This window comes from Hyphomonas sp. (assembly GCF_046313735.1).
GTDB lineage: Bacteria > Pseudomonadota > Alphaproteobacteria > Caulobacterales > Hyphomonadaceae > Hyphomonas.
Genome location: NZ_JBKBXW010000006.1, coordinates 17,854 through 33,659 on the forward strand (window position 1 = coordinate 17,854; position 15,806 = coordinate 33,659).

Here is a 15,806-nt window from a genome sequence, read left to right on the forward strand (position 1 = left end):
TGAAACGATTCAACGTTCACGTACGGCGCTGATCAGTTGGCTGATCCGCTGGTCCTCCTTGTCGAGCAGGGCCTGTCCGGCCTCATAAGCTCGCTGCACTTCAATCATCCGGGCCACTTCCAGCACCGGTGACACGTTCGACTGCTCCACCGCCCCCTGCACAACTTTCATGTTTGTTTCCTGGGCAAAGCCGCCCGGCGCCGCGAAGAACGTATTGGAATCGCGCTGCAACTGGCCCTCGGGCCGCACGATTCCAATCGTATCAATCAGGACGCCATTCGCCGAAATCGATCCGTCCTCGGACACAATCAGGTCGATGGCTTCTTCCGGAATATTGATCGGCGTTCCGCCCTGGCTCAGCACGCGGTTGCCCTGAGGATCAATCAGCTCGCCCGCGCCGGAAAGCTGGAAATGTCCTGCGCGGGTGAGGCGTTGACCGGCCGGTGTTTCCACCAGGAAGAACCCCTCCCCCTGTATCGCGAGATCGAGCTTGCCGCCCGTGAAGTTCAGCCCGCCTTCCTCCATCCGGAAATTGTGGCCGCCCAGCATCCCCATCGAGATTGACAGGTTCGCATCCCCGCTGCGCGGAATGAGCAGTTCGGCAAAGATCGCGCGGTCCGATTTGTAACCCGTGGTGCTGGCGTTCGCGAGATTGTTCGCGACTACATTCAGCTCATGGGTCAGGCCTTGCTGGCGCGTCAGGGTCGTATAGATCGCGTTCGACATTACGGCTCCTTCCCCGGCAGGCTTTCGAGCGCGAGGCGGCTGCGCAGCAGGGTCTCCGGCATCCCCGCCATCGTCAGGTCGGGCTCGGTGGACGGGGCGAGGCCTTCAGCCGCCCGCTTGAGTGTCATCACCCGGCGCACGCGGCGGCGTTCTTCCTCGCCCGGCAGCGCGGAGGCCGCCGCATAGACCGGCTCCGGTACGATCCAGCGGCCGGTTGCAGCATCTTCCTCGATCAGGGCAAGGACCGATGCCGGATCTGCCGTCAGGCGCGCCGAGAGCTCAGACACCTTGTCCCGCTCGCCGGCCCGCAACGCAGCCAGGGCTGCCATCCGCGCAATCGATGGATTGTCCGGGTATTCGTCGGCCTTGGCTTTCAGCGTATCAGCCTCGCCGCGGTGGTAAGCTAAGATCGCGCGCTTCTCGGCAACTGGCTGGCCCGGATTTGCCTTGCGCGCCAATGCATCCGCAAGCGAACCGAAGCCGAGCCGGACAGCCCTCAGCACGCCGGCCTCATACAGTGCCGCGCGCGCCTCGCCGCCTTCAATCAGCCCCTCCTCGCGCACCAGCGCCTCGATCGCAGCCAGCGCGCGCAGCGGATCCTCGCCAGCAAGGTCGCGCTGCAGCCCCTCGGCAAACCGGCGGCGGATCTCAGCCTGCGCAGCAGAGCTCTGCAGGTTGGGCCGGGCGGCCATCTCGATCATTGTCTCATAGCGCGATGCGAGGCTGAGCTCCTCCAGCACGAATGTCAGGCTGCTGCGGATATCCGCTTCAAGGCGCGCCTGCTCTACACTGGTCAACAGGCCGTTGAGGAGCACGTCCCGTTCGAGCTGGGAAATCGTCCTGCCATGACGCAGCAGCGTGAACAGCGCCGTCTCCTGGAACCGGCCCTGGCCGAGGAAACTGCGCAGCGCGGCTTCTCCTTCCGGATTACCTGCGCCGAGATCGAGCACAGCCTTGGCCAGTTGCAGCTGCGATGAGTTCGCCACTTCTTCAGGATTGAAGCCGGAGAACAACTTCTGTGCCAGCACCCGCTCCCCAACCGCATCCAGCGCCGGAATGGCCAGCATCGCGTAGCGATCCCGTAATTGCGGCGGCAGCTGCCGGAACGCCGTCACGGACTGGTCAATCAGCGCGGCCCCTTCCCGCTCGCCCTGAATGAGCAGCGCAAGGCCAAGCCAGAGGCGCCCGCCCTCATGGCAGGCCGACAGGCGCCTGAAATAGTCTGTATCCGGAAGCTGCCGGTTCTCCATCAACCGGGCCAGTTCCCGCAGCGCATCCGCCTCATGGTCCGCCACGCTGCGCAGGTTGATCAGGGCCTCGGCGCTCAGGTCCAGCGCCAGATAGGCGCGCGCCAGCATCCGGTCTGCTGCCGGCATCTCCCGGACAGACTGGCGGTAATCGAGGATATCCTGATAGTTCGACATCTGGCGGAACGCGCTGAAATCGAGCGGATAGCCCGCCGAACAATCCACCTGCGGAACATGGCCATCATGTCCAGCATCTGCCGTGACCGCGGGCGCAGAGATTGGCGGCGATGCCGGCGCCGGCCGCTGGCCCTCTGCCGGCGCGAGCAGCCCTTCGTTCAGGGCACGCTCGACAATTTGGGTCAGCTCGTCTGAAAGCGCCTGTGCGCTGCGCCCCGCCTCGTCCTGCTTCAGGGCAAGACCGGGCGGGGCGATAAGGACGCCGCAAAGGAGAAGCCAGACGAACCGCTTCATGCTGCCTGCTTGAGCCCCTTTATCGCTTGTTCCATCTCATCGAAGGACGGGCGGACCCGCGCCGGCGCGTGGCGCCGGGCGACCTCGACACAGATATTGACCGGGTTCTTGTGAAGGTTGGAGACGAGCACTTCACCGATCATGGAGTAGAAGAAGTGCTCCTCTGTCCTGATGCTTTTGACCCGCGCGGCAAATGGTCCGACCACGCCATAAGCGAGAAACACGCCAAGGAACGTGCCGACGAGCGCGCCGCCGATCATGCCGCCCAGAACTTCCGGCGGCTTGTCGATAGAGGCCATCGTCTTGATCACGCCAAGAACGGCCGCAACGATCCCGAGGGCCGGCAGGGCATCTGCAATCCGCGACAGCGCATGGGCGCCGTGCAGGTTTTCTTCCAGCAGGCTTTCCAGATGTTTCTGCAAAAGCTCTTCGACCTGGTGAACATTGTCGAAGTTCATGATCATCGAGCGGATCGTGTCGCAGATCATCTCGATCGCGTCGTGATCCTTCAGGATCTTCGGGTACTTCTTGAAGATCTCCGAATCCTGCGGCGCCTCGATATGCGGCTCGATATCGACCGGGTTCTGCTTCAGCACATTCAGAAGCTCGTGCATCAGGCAGAGCAGGTCCTGATAATCAGTCTTCTTCCACTTCGCACCGCGAAACGCCGCCATCACGTCGCCGCCCGTGTGCTTGATCGTGGTCATGTCATTGGATGCGAGGAACGCGCCGGTGGCAGCGCCGCCGATCATCATCATCTCGAATGGCAGCGAGTGGAGAATGATCTCCAGCTTTCCCCCGGCGAGCATATAGCCGCCGAAGACCATCACCATCGTGACCGTAAGGCCAAGTATTGCGTTCAATGCCGATCTCCATGTGCGTATAGCCGCGCTGCCTTGTATCCGGCATGCTGCGGAGCGATGTCGTTGCTACATCCGCGCGATTTCCTCAGTGAAGGATTTCAGGACGGGCTCTTTCAACTTCAGGGCCCGGTGGCGCTTCCACACGCCCATTTCGCATTGGCCGATTTCGAGGCTTCCGCTGACAGTCTCTGCGTGCAGGGTAACGAACCGGGGATCTGTCTCCGGCAGGGGCAGCACGTCGCCGACTTTCAGCCGGGAACATTCACCCACCGTCATCGGCACGCGCTCAAGCACAGCGTCGAGCCGGATCGCCGAGGTCATCACACTGTCATGCAGCGAGCGCATGTGAGTGCCAGACGGGCGCTTTCCGAGAAGGGCGAGCCGCTCGGCCTCTGCTGCGCCGGCAAGGAGATAGTCGAGGTCAAACACAACCCAGATTTGCGCCCGCAGTGATTCCGGCATCGCCGTATAGGCAGCAAGAAGATAGCGCCGCGATGCTTCGAAGCCGCCGCTCGCAAGGCTCGGTTCCGCCAGCGGAGAGGCCGGGGTTTCCGCGTCATGTCCTTCGAATTCTTCAGCCAGCGCCCGCCAGAGGGACACAGATGGCGCCTCGAACATGAGCTTCAGGAACAGGGCCGGCGCTTCGGAAGCCGTCTCGACATCCTGGCTGAGCCGGGTTGCGGCAATCCGGGCCGCGCCGGGACCGTCAGTGGCCACCGCGCAGACACCGGGCGACATCCTCGAATTGAAATAATTGACAGTCCGCCGCTCAAGCAGTTCGCGGGCTTCCGGGCCCGGCAGCACGCGCCGGATTTCCGGATGGGGCAGCACGCCCCCATTCAGGTTGACCTCCGCCCACGGCGCCACAACGGCCTGCAAACTGTCCCAGAACGCCTGGTAGCGCAGGATCGTCGGAGGAAGTCCGGCTCCGGACTCGATCTTCTTTTGCAATACCGAGGACATGACCAACCTTCGCGAAGGCGGCGAACCGCACACCACTCCAATGTGACGATTAGGTTGAGGAATAGTTATCAAGACCTTGCGAACCGGCACGTCCGGGTGCGCACTTATTTGAGCCCGACATGGTAACCGGATGGGTAAGCTTAATCCGGGGAAACCAAAATGGTTGCGCAGACGGCTGAGAAGCAGCCGGTGATTATCAAGCGAAGAAAGGTCGTCAAGGGCGACGACCATCACGGCGGCGCCTGGAAAGTCGCCTATGCCGACTTCGTGACGGCCATGATGGCGTTCTTCCTGCTCATGTGGCTGCTGAATGCGACCACCGAAGAGCAGCGCAAGGGCATCGCCGACTATTTCAACCCGACCATCCCGATCAGCCGGATCTCCGGCGGCGGCTCCGATGCGCTCAATGGTTCGTCGATCTTCACCGAGGAAACCTATGCCAAGATGGGCACAGGCGCGTCACGGCGGGAGACCGTCGACTTTCCAGGCGAAGGCAAACAAAAAAGCGATCAGACAAATGAACAAGCTATCGCCGGCAATCTCGTAAGCCTGAAGGAAGCGCTGAGCCAGCAAAGCCAGCAGCTGTCCGAACACCTGCTGATCAAGATGTCACCGGAAGGGATCGTCCTCGAGATCGCAGATTCGGACACCACTCCCCTCTTCCCGATCGGCCGCGCAGAGCCGTCTGAAACCCTCGTCACACTCGTGGAGATCGTTTCCGGCGTCTTCGGCAGCTTCGGCAATGACATCAAGATTGTCGGACATACGGACAATCGCCGCTACCGGAACGACGCCATCTATGACAACTGGAACCTGTCAGCAGACCGGGCGAACACGGCCCGCCGCCTGCTGATGCGCAAAGGCATTCCATCAAGCCGGATCCGCGAAGTCTCGGGGCGCGCCGATACAGACCCCCTGGTGCCGGAAGACCCGTCGGCGGCTCAGAACCGCCGGATTTCGATCACGATACTGATGGACTGATCAACTGCCCTCTCTGCCCTGACCGCTCCGTTACCGGAGGGTTAAGGCAAAGCATGAACAGCGGTTATCGGCTTGTTTACGAGTTCGCTCCAATTTGTCGGATTATCTGACGCAGGAGCAACCAGATATGAGCATTTCATCGTCCCTCAATGCAGGGGTCATGGGGCTGAGCGTGAACGGAACCCGCCTCGCCACCATCTCTGACAACATCGCCAACTCCGGTACCTTCGGCTACAAGCGCTCGATGGTTGACTTTGCCAGCATGGTGCTGCAGCAAAGATCCACAGCTTATGCAGCCGGTGGTGTCCGGGTCGATACCTTCAAGGACATTTCCGCGACCGGCTCGCTGATCCGGACAGGCAATGCCACCGACATCGCCGTCGGCGGACGCGGGCTGGTCCCGGTGACGGATGCCGCAGGGGTCTCGTCGATGGCCGCGGAGCGCAGCCTGATGCTCGTGCCGACAGGCTCATTCTTTGCTGACCAGAACGGAAACCTCCGCACACAGAGCGGCCTGTTCCTGCTCGGATGGCCGGCCAATTCGAACGGTGAAATCGGCAATGTCAGCCGCAACAGCGGCGCGAATCTCCAGCCGGTGAACATCGCGGCGTCGCAATATGTCGCCAACCCGACCACAAATTTCGAGCTCGGGATCAACATTCCTGCCGATGCAACGCGCGCAGGCGGCACAGGCCAGTCCTACTCGCTGCCCATCGAATACTTCGACAATCTGGGCCGCGCCAACGTCGTGACCTTCGAATTCTCGCCGGTCGTTCCCACCTCTGGCGCCTCTAATCAGTGGCAAATCCGCGTCCTCGACAGCGCCGGCGACCCTTCCACGTCGGTTGGCGACATCGACATCGAGTTCACCGATGCCGCAGGCGCGGGTGGCCGCATCGGCACCGTCGCGACCGCAGGCGGCACAACGTACGACCCGGTCACCGGCCGGATCTCGCTCAGCCTCGCCCACGGCCCGGTCGAGGTCTTCATCGGCCGTCCGAATGACAGCTCCGGCATCACCCAGCTCGCTGCGCCGTTTGCGCCGACAGCCGTCAAGAAAGACGGCGCCCCGATCGGCGACCTCCAGTCCGTCGAGATCGACGAGAAGGGCTTCGTCCAGGCGATCTACGATTCCGGTTTCCGCCGGACGCTCTACCAGATCCCGGTCGGCGACGTGCCCAACATGAACGGGCTGCGCGCCCTCGACTCGCAGGCCTTCGGCATCTCGGCAGCCAGCGGCAACCTCTATCTCTGGGATGCCGGCACCGGCCCGGTGGGCGCCCTCGCCGGCTACTCGCTGATGGAGTCGACCACGGACATCGCGGCCGAACTCACCGACCTCATCGAAACCCAGCGCGCCTATTCGTCGAATGCGAAGATCGTGCAGACCGTCGATGAGATGCTTCAGGAAACCACGAACCTGAAGCGCTGAGGCTCCATCCCAGGAAGGGCCCGAGCAAGGGCCCAAGCAAGGGAACCACTGAGTGAGCATCTCCAGCGCCCTCAATATCGCGCGTACCGGCCTCCACGTGTCCGGCCTCCGGGCCGAGACCGTGGCGGCCAACGTCGCCAATGCGTCGACGCCGGGCTATGTCCGGCGCTCGGTCGCTGTCAGCGAAACGATCAGCGGGGGCCGTTCCTCCGGTGTCCAGGTCGTCGGTATCGAGCGGGCGCCAGATGCAGTCATCAAGTCCCAACGCCGGGCGCTGACCAGCGACACCGCGCAGGCAACCGTGCTCGCCCAGACCTGGAAGGCCCTCTCCACCCGCCTCGGCAGCACCGCGGATGGCAGCGGGCTTTTCAAGGCATTCTCGGACCTCGACACCGCCCTCGCCCGCGCGGTGACAGCGCCGGAGACAGCAACGAACCTCACCCTGCTGATGAATGCCGCCAAAGGCATCACCCGGGAACTCGCCAGCCTTTCGGAATACACAGCCAGCCTGCGGGCCGAGGCAGACCGCGAAATCGCAGCCGGCGTCGACACGGTCAACACAGCACTCCAGCAAATAGAATCCCTCAACCGCCGCCTTGCCGGCATTGATCGAACCTCCGCGCAAGCCGCTGCCCTATTCGATGAGCGCCAGCGCGCGCTCGACACGATCTCGGAATACATGCCGGTCAAGGCGATCGAGCGCGACGCAGGCGCTATCGATGTCATCACGCCGGAAGGTGTCTTCCTGCTCGTCAGCAATGCCCGCCAGATCGAATTCCAGCCGGGCACAGCCTTCACGCCGGACAGCACACTCGCCGGCGGCACCCTGTCCGGAATATCCGTAGACGGCACACCCCTGACACCCGGCTCCACCTCGTTCGGGGCGGTTTCGAGCGGCCTTTTCGGCGCGCTGTTCACGCTGCGCGATCAGGACCTGCCGGCCTTCAGCGCGCAACTCGATTTCATCGCTGCCGATCTCATCTCCCGCTTCTCCGGCAGCGCCGATCCGACGCTGGCGCCCGGCGATCCCGGCCTTTTCATAGACGCCGATCCGGCTGGCGGCCCCGGCCTTGCCGCCCGGCTGGCAATCAATGCCGCAGCGGATCCCCAGCAAGGCGGTGAACTGTGGCGCCTGCGCGACGGGATGAATGCGGTCACCGAAGGCCCGCCCGGAAACAACGGCATCCTCTCTGTCCTGCAGGCCGCTTTCCGCACGGGCCAGCCTGTCAACTCCAACGGCTTTCAGGGCCTGTTCTCGGCAACCGAGCTTGCCGCCCAGTTTGCCTCCCTGACCGGCCAGACCCGTCTTTTCCATGAAGGCGTCGCGGCCGCTGCCACCGCCCAGCACGCGACGCTCATGGAAGCCGAACTACGCCTCACCGGCGTCGACATCGATGACCAGATGCAACAGCTCCTGCTGATCGAGCAGGCCTTTGCCGCCAATGCGCGCGTCATCCAGGTCGCCAGTGAAATGATCCGTGTGTTGATGGAGCTGTGATCCCATGCAGGTAACCCCATCCAAGAGCCTCGTCTCCGCACTGTTCAGCAAGAACATTGCCGACCTGCGCGCGCGCAGCGAGACCGTCGCGCAGGAAGCGGTGACCGGCAAACATGCAGACCTGACAAAGCATCTCGGCGGACGCATCGGCAATGCCATGCTCGCGCAGAAAGCCGTCGACGACATCACGGCCCAGCGCGAGCAACTCGACCTGCGCGCCGCCCGGCTGACGATCGCCCAGCGCAGCCTTGGCCAGATCCACGGCCGGGTGGACGGGATCGATGTGCGCATGTTGTCGGCGCTCGGCCTCGGCGACACAGCCGGCCGCAATGTCGCGGCCCGCGATGCTGCCGCAGCGCTGGAAGACGCCTTCACAGCTTTGAATGTACGCCATGGCGACCGTTTCCTGTTTTCCGGCGAGGCGACCGCGACAGCGCCCTTCGGCTCCCCGGAAGCGCTGCTGTCCGATATCCGCCAGCTCGCCGCCGGTGCGCCAAGCGCTGCCGCCTTCGAAGCCGCAGTGGACACGTATTTCAACGATCCGGCCGGCCCCTGGCAAACCGCAATCTATCGCGGAACGCCCAATCCAGCAGACGCCGAAAGCGTCACGGCGACAGACCCTGCCCTGACCGAGCTGATTTCCGGCCTCGCTATCCTCGCCCTCTCCGGCACGGATGAGAACATTCCTGTCCTCCGGAACTCGCCGGCGATTGTCGAGGCCGCCGCCGGACGGATCACGTCCGGCCGCACGGCGCTGACGGCGCTGCGCGCCGAGATCGGCATTCACGAGGAACGCATCGCGCGCAGCCAGGTTGCTCTGGACACAGAGGAAACTGTCCTGAAGGGCCTGCTCGAAACGCTGACAGGCCGCGACCAGTACGAAGCCGCCTCCGAACTCAAGCAGATCGAGGCGGGCCTGGAAGCCTCCTATCTGCTCACCACCCGTCTCTCCAACCTGACCCTCCTGAACTTCCTGAGGTAACGCCATGTTCCGCACCGCCTGCCTCGCGCTCGCCGCCCTCTCCGTGCTGATGCTCTCATTGCCCCAGACTGCAGAGGCCCAGACACGGATCCGGGATGTGGTGGCCGTCGAAGGCGTCCGCCAGAACGATCTCGTCGGCTACGGCATCGTGGTCGGCCTCAACGGCACGGGCGACACCGTGCGAAACTCACCGTTCACAGAGGATTCGCTCACCCACATGCTCGAACGCCTTGGCGTCAATGTGCAGGGCGAAGACATCAAGCCACGCAATGTCGCCGCCGTCCTTGTCACCGCCTCCCTGCCCCCGTTTGCCCGCAATGGAAGCATGATCGACGTATCGGTCTCTTCCATCGGCGATGCTTCCAGCCTGCAGGGCGGTATGCTGATCCTCACGCCCCTCAAAGGCGCCGACAATGAAGTCTATGCTGTCGCGCAGGGCAGCATCATCGTCGGCGGTATAGATGTCCGCGCCCAGGCTGCCCGCGAAACGCGCGGCACGCCAACAACCGGGTCGATCCCCAACGGCGCCTCGATCGAGCGTGAAGTGAATTACGATTTCAACCGCAACCGCACCTTGTCCCTCTCCCTCCGCTCGCCGGATTTTACCACGGCAGCCCGCATTGAAGACACGATCAATGCCGCCATGGGCTTCCGGGTCGCCTCCATGCGTGATCCGGGCACGGTCGATCTGGACCTGCGCGGCATGTCGGAATCCCCTGCCCGCGTCCTTGCCATCATCGAGAACCTGCCCGTGGCCGTTGCAACCCCGGCCCGGATCGTGATTGACGAGAAATCCGGCACAATCGTGCTGGGCGAGGATGTGACCATTTCCCGGGTCGCCATTGCTCAGGGAAACATCTCGATCAAGGTCCGCGAAACGCCGGTCGCTTCTCAGCCGAACCCGTTCTCGCCCGGTGAAACCATGGTGCTGCCGCGCTCGGACATCCAGATCACCCAGACCGGCAGCAACAATATCGCCATGCTGAACCCGAACGTCACGCTGTCCCAGCTCGTGACCGGTCTGAACGCCCTCGGCGTCTCACCTCAGGAAATGGCAGACATCATCCGCGCCATGAAAACGGCGGGCGCCCTTCACGCAGACCTGGTCATCCGCTGACACACAAATTGCACACGGACCTTTGGAAAGGTCCGCCCGGCACGCCTTGGATTAGCGGTCTGGTTTGTTGATCGTGATGATGCCGCGCCGGCGCATGTCCATCAGCTGGGTGAGAAACTCTCGCTGAATGGTCTCGGCCTCTTCGCCAGCCGGTGCGCGGACAGACTTGATGTCTTCCCGGTACTGATCTGCCATCCGTGAGGAGATATTCGACAGGAGATAATCCTGCGCCGCCTGGTAACGCCCGGAAAGGCTCGCCAGCAGCGTCAGCAGCTTTGCCTGCTCGATCTCGCGTAACACGGCCGGCACGCCCGCACGCGGCAGAAGATCCGGAAGTCCCTCCACCGTGAACAGCCCCTTCTGGATCACCGGCAGCTTGCTTTCATACCGGCTCTGCAGGAAGCCGACGAGGTTCTCCCGCTTGTCTGTCGGAATGAGGCTCAGCACCTCGCCGATTGTTTCCAGATGCCCGTCATCGCCCGCCGCCTCATCCTGCGGCAGGTTCAGGAACTCCATCTCCACCATCCGGGCGATAACCGTGTCGATGCCCGCATCGGCACGCGGCGCTTCGACCATCTGCGCCATCACCGGCTGCAGCCTGTCATCCTTCAGATGGCAGATGATGTTCGAGGACACGGACGGATCGAGGCGGCGCAGGATCAGCGCGATGATATTCGGCGTCAGGCGGCCGAGATAGTCGGCCACCTGTTTCGGATCCCGGCGGCTCAGCCGTTCCCAGGCGTCGCCCTCATCGCTGACCGGCGCCGGGGTACTGGGCCCGCCGAACACCGCATTCAGCCGTCCGGGCTCGACGATCCCGCTCATCACTTCGCGCGCCTTGCCGCGCCCGCCGCGCATGGCCCCGGCGGTGCTGCGCAGCTGCGTCAGGAAATCAATCACGATCTCCACAAGGTCATCGCGCGACAGATACGTGATTGTCTCCAGCGCCGCTGCCATCCGGGCCACGGCCGCATCATCCAGCTTTTCGACAATGGGCTTCGCCGCGCCCTCCCCCATCAGCGCAATGACGACTGCGGCCCGTTGCGGCGGGGTCAGCGATGCCACCCGCAGCGAGGCAGGCGCCCCGCCCGCACCTGCCGCGGCGCGGGCATCACGGCTTGGAAGCGGCGTAACAGTGCTCATGCTGCATATCCGCGCAGAATAGCTTCCGTGATCTTAAGCCAGCCGTCAGCCAGCACAAAAAATCCGATCTTGAACGGCAGCGACACCACCGTCGGCGGCACCATCATCATGCCGACCGCCATCAGCACCGAGGCGACCACCAGGTCGATCACCAGGAATGGCAGGAAGATCACGAAACCAATCTGGAAGGCATGTTTGATCTCGCTCAGCATGAAGGCCGTCACCAGCAGCGAGAAAGGCGGCTCCTGCCCCTCCCCTACCGGCCGGTTGACGGCATCGGCAAGCGTCATCAGCGCTTCGGGGTCCGTGCGCAGGGCCATGAAGGTCCGGAACGGCGCGGTTGTCAGCTGCCAGGCGGCCTCTTCCTCCAGCGTGCCGTTCATATAAGGCTCGATCCCCTGCGCCCAGGCGGCCGAGAAGACCGGCTCCATGACGAAGAATGTCAGGAACATCGCAAGCGCCATGATCATCATGTTTGGCGGCGCCTGCTGCACGCCGATCGCCTGTCGCATGAACGAGAAGACGATCACCATGAACGGCAGGCAGGTGACCATCATCGCGATGCCGGGCACAAGGCTCAGCACCGTGACGATCAGGATCAGCTGGATGACCGAGCCGCTGAGCCGCCCGCTGCCATCGTCGCTCAGAAGGGCGTCAAGGCCGCCAGCTGCCGGCGGCGCGGCCTGCGCGAAGGCAGGAAAACACAGGCCGGCCGCGAGGACCAGCAGGAGAAGAACGCGGCCGGCAGCCCGCGAATCAGTCATTCCCGCCCGGGGCCCGCTCAATGATTTCAACGATCTTGACGGCAATCTGCCCGTCATCGGTCTCGACCAGCTCGCCCTTGGCGATCAGCTTGTTGTCGATCATCAGGTCGACGGGGTCGTCGATCTTGGACATCAGTGTAATGATCGTCTCGGGCTGGAGTTCGAGAATCTCGGCCACGCTCAGCCGCTTCTGGCCAACCGATACAGTCACCGTCACCGGCACGCTGTAAATCGACCGGCGATACTGGTTGCGCGAGGAACTATCCCGGCGATCCTCTCCGGCGGAGGTTTCCGGGCTTTTTTCTGGAAGTGCCATCTATCTACTCCTGTTTTTTATTTTTCAGGGCGCTGCGCGAAGCCGGGCGAGACAGGCCTGTATCAGCTTCTCTGTCTCGAAGGTGACGCCGCCCGTGCGCCAGGAAATTTCGGCGCGTCCCGCGCCTGCCCCCTCTTCCGGCACAACATCGAAACGCCCGGCCAGCGCGGGGTGCGTCGCCGCAAGCTCGCCCAGCCTGCTGGCGACGCCGGGCTCAGCCCTGATCTCGAAGTGCGGCACCGAGACGGGCACCAGCGCCGGCAAGTGCCGCATGATCTCATCGGCCAGGAAGGCCCGCGAGAGTTCCGGCAATACTTCGGCGGCCATAGCCTTCAGCGTTTCAGCCGCCTTGCTGCGCGCCTCGGCTTCCAGCCGCGCTGCAAGGCCCGCAAGGTGCCTGACGGCCGCCTCGAGTGCGGCGCCATCGGCAGCTGGCGGCGCAGCCTCAGGCGCAGGAACAGCGGCCACAACCGGGGCGCTGATGTCCGCCACCGGCAGGGGTACTTCGGTTTCAGGCGGCGCGCTGTCACCCGACGCCAGGATGCGCAGCCAGTCCGCTGGCTGACGATCCGTCTGCGGATGAAAGCGCGGCAGATGGGAAAATACGGCGCTATTCATTCACCGCGACCTTTCGCGCCAGCGGCGAGGCGGCGGGCTGCTGGTCTTCATTCAGCCATTGCTGGAGCAATGCTGCGGCCTCATCCTGCCGCTCGCTGGCATAGTCCTGGAGGTAGGTGAACGGGTCGGCCTCAACCGGGGCAGCGCTGAGCCCACCGCCTGCTGCAACGCCTGCAGCGCCCGGCGCGGGCCCATCCGCCGCCGCTGCGCCCGGGCGCGGCATCAGCATCGGACGGATTACGCCGAACACAAGCACGATGATCACCACGCCCAGCAGGAGCGCCTGCAGCGCCGACCAGAAATACCGCTCGATCAGCTGGTCGATCAGGCTCGGCGGCGTCATGAGCTCCTCGGCGGCAATCGGCTGGAACGGCATCAGCTCGACCGAGATCGTATCCCCGCGCTCAAGGTTCAGGCCCGCCGCCGAGGCGATCAGCCGCTCGAACTCTGCCGCAGCCTGTGCCTGCGCGGCGCCGGCATCTGCCGCAGCCGGGTCAATGCCAAGCGATTGAAGGTTCAACAGAACAGCCACCGAAATCCGCTGGATCTGGCCGGGAAGTGTTTCGACCTCGGTGCGCGTCTCGTTGATCTCGAACACAATCGACTCGGTCGAATTGCGTGTGGAGCTGCCGCCGCCAGCGCCGCCTCCGGCGCCCTGCGGCAGGTTGCTGGCCACAGTAACACCGCCCGCACCGCCCGTATTGGTCTCGTTGACGTCATTGGTCGTCCGGTTTCGGATGACCCGGGACTGCGGGTCGAACATCACGGCAGACGTCCGCTGTCGTTCCCGGCTGACATCCACCGATACCGAAACCCGCGCATTGCCCGCCCCCACCCGGGGATCGAGCAGCCGCATGATCTTTTCCTCGATGGCAGAGGCATGATCCTCTGCGGCCACCATCGGTTCAGCCATGCGGCTGGCTTTCGGACCGGCGAGGATGCCCTTGCTGGGGTCGATAACGGCAACATCCTCCGCCTTGAGGCCGGAGACAGCGAGCGCCACAAGGTACTGGATCGCCTCGGCCTGGCTCTGGGTCAGGTCGCGCGCCGAAGTCAACGTCACGGAGGCCGTCTGCTGCGGCTGGGATCGGGCAAAGCCGGAGCGCAGGTTCGCCCCGATATGCACCCGGGCAGAGGTCACCCCGGGGATCGCCAGGATCGTCCGGGTCAGCTCGCCTTCCTTGGCCCGCCAATAGGCGGCGTTATACATCTCCGATGTGACCGAAAAGCCGTTCACCTGGTCGAGCAGTTCATAGCCCTGCACCGACTGGCGCGGCAGGCCGGCCGAGGCCAGCTCGATCCGGACAAGATCGCGCTTGCCCTGCGGAATGAAAACGGCCTCACCCCGGATCTCGTAGGGCACGCCGCTGCGCTCCAGCTCCTTGATGACATCGCCGACGACCTGGGGCTCAAGCCCGGCATACAGGAGCGCCATCGGCTCGCGCGTCACCCCCCGGGCGATCAGCGAGACGGCGAGGATGACCGCCAGCATGGCCCCGGCCAGCATCAACTGCTTGGCCGGCGAAAGGGCTTTCAGGGTTTCAAGGAATTTCATGAACGGGAGGCACCGGCTGGGTTCGAATCTGCTGCAATGATTAAAAAATCGGGCCAAAACGTTAAGGTTATCTTTACCGGGACTTCGTCTAACTGAGCCTGCCTCACATGGTAGACTTGGTAACAAGATGGCGAAGAAACCCGACGCAAAAGACGCGGGTGAAACAGAAGGTGGAAAGAAGTCCGGCGGAGCACTGGCCGGGCTGCTGATCGTGGCTGCGGCCTCGCTGGTCAGCTCCTTCGGGCTGTTTTACCTGCTTTCCCCGAGCGAGCCGCCGGCGGCGCTCGCCTGCGCGCCGGTCACGGGCGCTCCCCCGCCCCCGCTGGCGCGGGACCAGACCTATGTCGAGGTCGGCGAAGTGCTGATCACCATCGGCAGCTCCCCGGCCACCCGCTACCTCAAGCTCAACATCACGGTCATCACCGGCAAGGACGGCGCCCCTCGCGTGCGCCAGGCCCAGCCGATGCTGGTCGATGCCTTCAACACCTATCTGCGCTCGATCGAGCTCGCCGATCTCGAAGATCCGGGCTTCTACCCGCACCTGCGCGAACAGCTCGCCCGGCGCTCCGAACTCGTGCTGGGCGCGGCTGTGTCAAACGGCGTCCTGATTACGGAATTCCTGTTGAGGTAGGCCCATGGACATCCCCAGCATCCAGCCGACAGACATCGCTATCTTCCTCGTCTCCTTTGCGGCCTGCGCCTACTGTATCGTGCTCAGCCGGCGCCTGAAGGCGCTGCAGAACACGCGCGACGGCCTCGGCGCGACGATCACGGCCCTGTCGAACTCGGTCGCCGCGATGTCCTCGGCGACCCACGACACCCGCACCCGGGTCGAGACGATGGCCAACCGCCTGACCTATCTGATCGGCGAGGGTGAAAAGATGTGCGACCGGCTGGAGGCCACCATCATGCAGATGGAAACCTCCCAGACCCGCGCCGCCGACCAGGTCCACGCCGCCCAGGCCGAACTCAACACAATGATGCGCGATGTGCTCGGCCAGTCGCGCGAGCGGATCACAGAAATGTCCGCACTGATGCGGCAGATGCGCTACCTGACCGACAGCCAGGCAGGCCCCGCCCGCCTCGCCGGCGCCGACGACTACACCCCTCCCCGCAGCCGGACCGCGTGA

16 protein-coding genes are annotated in these 15,806 nt (G+C 63.9%); 7 read left to right on the plus strand and 9 right to left on the minus strand.

Features of this window, described 5'->3' with window-relative positions; genetic code table 11:
- Nucleotides 1–9: 9 nt before the first annotated feature.
- The 4 genes from ACK4SV_RS04495 to ACK4SV_RS04510 all read right to left on the minus strand — a co-directional run bounded on the left by ACK4SV_RS04495 (nt 10) and on the right by ACK4SV_RS04510 (nt 4,270).
- Nucleotides 10–726, minus strand: coding sequence for a flagellar hook-basal body complex protein (locus tag ACK4SV_RS04495; RefSeq protein ID WP_409916607.1), 717 nt, complete (start codon nt 724–726; stop codon nt 10–12).
- Nucleotides 726–2,444: a hypothetical protein gene (locus ACK4SV_RS04500; protein WP_409916608.1), complete on the minus strand. Its 1,719-nt coding sequence runs from the start codon at nt 2,442–2,444 to the stop codon at nt 726–728. The genes ACK4SV_RS04495 and ACK4SV_RS04500 overlap by 1 nt, the downstream gene beginning before the upstream one ends.
- On the minus strand, nt 2,441–3,307 hold the full coding sequence (gene motA / locus ACK4SV_RS04505) for a flagellar motor stator protein MotA (protein ID WP_409916609.1): 867 nt from the start codon (nt 3,305–3,307) through the stop codon (nt 2,441–2,443). The genes ACK4SV_RS04500 and motA overlap by 4 nt, the downstream gene beginning before the upstream one ends.
- A gap of 66 nt (nt 3,308–3,373) precedes the next feature.
- The gene (locus ACK4SV_RS04510) at nt 3,374–4,270 is read right to left on the minus strand and encodes a FliM/FliN family flagellar motor switch protein (RefSeq protein WP_409916610.1); all 897 of its coding nucleotides are present in this window, start codon (nt 4,268–4,270) and stop codon (nt 3,374–3,376) included.
- Between the two features lie 159 nt (nt 4,271–4,429).
- On the opposite strand from ACK4SV_RS04510, the gene ACK4SV_RS04515 reads away from it, so the two are divergent.
- The 5 genes from ACK4SV_RS04515 (at nt 4,430) to ACK4SV_RS04535 (ending at nt 10,280) form a co-directional block, all read left to right on the plus strand.
- Nucleotides 4,430–5,251: a flagellar motor protein MotB gene (locus tag ACK4SV_RS04515; RefSeq protein WP_409916611.1), complete on the plus strand. Its 822-nt coding sequence runs from the start codon at nt 4,430–4,432 to the stop codon at nt 5,249–5,251.
- A gap of 127 nt (nt 5,252–5,378) precedes the next feature.
- A complete protein-coding gene (locus tag ACK4SV_RS04520; RefSeq protein WP_409916612.1) occupies nt 5,379–6,683 on the plus strand; it encodes a flagellar hook protein FlgE in 1,305 nt (434 codons plus the stop codon).
- Between the two features lie 52 nt (nt 6,684–6,735).
- On the plus strand, nt 6,736–8,181 hold the full coding sequence (flgK, locus tag ACK4SV_RS04525; protein WP_409916613.1) for a flagellar hook-associated protein FlgK: 1,446 nt from the start codon (nt 6,736–6,738) through the stop codon (nt 8,179–8,181).
- A gap of 4 nt (nt 8,182–8,185) precedes the next feature.
- Nucleotides 8,186–9,163: a flagellin gene (locus ACK4SV_RS04530; protein ID WP_409916614.1), complete on the plus strand. Its 978-nt coding sequence runs from the start codon at nt 8,186–8,188 to the stop codon at nt 9,161–9,163.
- A gap of 4 nt (nt 9,164–9,167) precedes the next feature.
- Nucleotides 9,168–10,280 carry a flagellar basal body P-ring protein FlgI gene (locus tag ACK4SV_RS04535; protein WP_409916615.1) on the plus strand — a complete coding sequence of 371 codons (1,113 nt, stop codon included), beginning with the start codon at nt 9,168–9,170 and terminating at the stop codon, nt 10,278–10,280.
- Between the two features lie 51 nt (nt 10,281–10,331).
- On the opposite strand, the gene ACK4SV_RS04540 is transcribed toward ACK4SV_RS04535, so the two are convergent.
- The 5 genes from ACK4SV_RS04540 to fliF are packed head-to-tail and all read right to left on the minus strand — an operon-like array spanning nt 10,332 to nt 14,676.
- Entirely contained in the window at nt 10,332–11,423 is a 1,092-nt protein-coding gene (locus ACK4SV_RS04540) for a FliG C-terminal domain-containing protein (protein ID WP_409916616.1), read from the minus strand.
- Nucleotides 11,420–12,187 carry a flagellar type III secretion system pore protein FliP gene (gene fliP, locus ACK4SV_RS04545; RefSeq protein WP_409916617.1) on the minus strand — a complete coding sequence of 256 codons (768 nt, stop codon included), beginning with the start codon at nt 12,185–12,187 and terminating at the stop codon, nt 11,420–11,422. The genes ACK4SV_RS04540 and fliP overlap by 4 nt, the downstream gene beginning before the upstream one ends.
- Nucleotides 12,180–12,503: a FliM/FliN family flagellar motor C-terminal domain-containing protein gene (locus ACK4SV_RS04550; RefSeq protein WP_409916618.1), complete on the minus strand. Its 324-nt coding sequence runs from the start codon at nt 12,501–12,503 to the stop codon at nt 12,180–12,182. Before ACK4SV_RS04550 ends, fliP begins: the two co-directional genes overlap by 8 nt.
- A 24-nt stretch (nt 12,504–12,527) precedes the next feature.
- Complete coding sequence (locus tag ACK4SV_RS04555) at nt 12,528–13,121, minus strand: hypothetical protein (protein ID WP_409916619.1); 594 nt, start codon at nt 13,119–13,121, stop codon at nt 12,528–12,530.
- A complete protein-coding gene (fliF, locus tag ACK4SV_RS04560) occupies nt 13,114–14,676 on the minus strand; it encodes a flagellar basal-body MS-ring/collar protein FliF (protein WP_409916620.1) in 1,563 nt (520 codons plus the stop codon). Before fliF ends, ACK4SV_RS04555 begins: the two co-directional genes overlap by 8 nt.
- Nucleotides 14,677–14,803: 127 nt before the next feature.
- Here fliF and fliL point away from each other — a divergent pair, with 127 nt between their 5' ends.
- Both fliL and ACK4SV_RS04570 read left to right on the plus strand, forming a co-directional pair.
- On the plus strand, nt 14,804–15,307 hold the full coding sequence (gene fliL / locus ACK4SV_RS04565) for a flagellar basal body-associated protein FliL (RefSeq protein ID WP_409916621.1): 504 nt from the start codon (nt 14,804–14,806) through the stop codon (nt 15,305–15,307).
- A gap of 4 nt (nt 15,308–15,311) precedes the next feature.
- Nucleotides 15,312–15,806, plus strand: a complete 495-nt coding sequence (locus tag ACK4SV_RS04570) for a DUF6468 domain-containing protein (RefSeq protein WP_409916622.1) — start codon at nt 15,312–15,314, stop codon at nt 15,804–15,806.

Bases quoted from the DNA above. Each gene is read 5' to 3' on its own strand.
- ACK4SV_RS04540 (WP_409916616.1), bottom strand. From the start codon at position 11,423: ATGAGCACTGTTACGCCGCTTCCAAGCCGTGATGCCCGCGCCGCGGCA.
- ACK4SV_RS04530 (WP_409916614.1), top strand. From the start codon at position 8,186: ATGCAGGTAACCCCATCCAAGAGCCTCGTCTCCGCACTGTTCAGCAAG.
- ACK4SV_RS04515 (WP_409916611.1), top strand. From the start codon at position 4,430: ATGGTTGCGCAGACGGCTGAGAAGCAGCCGGTGATTATCAAGCGAAGA.
- ACK4SV_RS04520 (WP_409916612.1), top strand. From the start codon at position 5,379: ATGAGCATTTCATCGTCCCTCAATGCAGGGGTCATGGGGCTGAGCGTG.
- ACK4SV_RS04500 (WP_409916608.1), bottom strand. From the start codon at position 2,444: ATGAAGCGGTTCGTCTGGCTTCTCCTTTGCGGCGTCCTTATCGCCCCG.
- fliP (WP_409916617.1), bottom strand. From the start codon at position 12,187: ATGACTGATTCGCGGGCTGCCGGCCGCGTTCTTCTCCTGCTGGTCCTC.
- fliL (WP_409916621.1), top strand. From the start codon at position 14,804: ATGGCGAAGAAACCCGACGCAAAAGACGCGGGTGAAACAGAAGGTGGA.
- ACK4SV_RS04550 (WP_409916618.1), bottom strand. From the start codon at position 12,503: ATGGCACTTCCAGAAAAAAGCCCGGAAACCTCCGCCGGAGAGGATCGC.
- ACK4SV_RS04510 (WP_409916610.1), bottom strand. From the start codon at position 4,270: ATGTCCTCGGTATTGCAAAAGAAGATCGAGTCCGGAGCCGGACTTCCT.
- ACK4SV_RS04555 (WP_409916619.1), bottom strand. From the start codon at position 13,121: ATGAATAGCGCCGTATTTTCCCATCTGCCGCGCTTTCATCCGCAGACG.
- fliF (WP_409916620.1), bottom strand. From the start codon at position 14,676: ATGAAATTCCTTGAAACCCTGAAAGCCCTTTCGCCGGCCAAGCAGTTG.
- ACK4SV_RS04570 (WP_409916622.1), top strand. From the start codon at position 15,312: ATGGACATCCCCAGCATCCAGCCGACAGACATCGCTATCTTCCTCGTC.
- ACK4SV_RS04535 (WP_409916615.1), top strand. From the start codon at position 9,168: ATGTTCCGCACCGCCTGCCTCGCGCTCGCCGCCCTCTCCGTGCTGATG.
- ACK4SV_RS04495 (WP_409916607.1), bottom strand. From the start codon at position 726: ATGTCGAACGCGATCTATACGACCCTGACGCGCCAGCAAGGCCTGACC.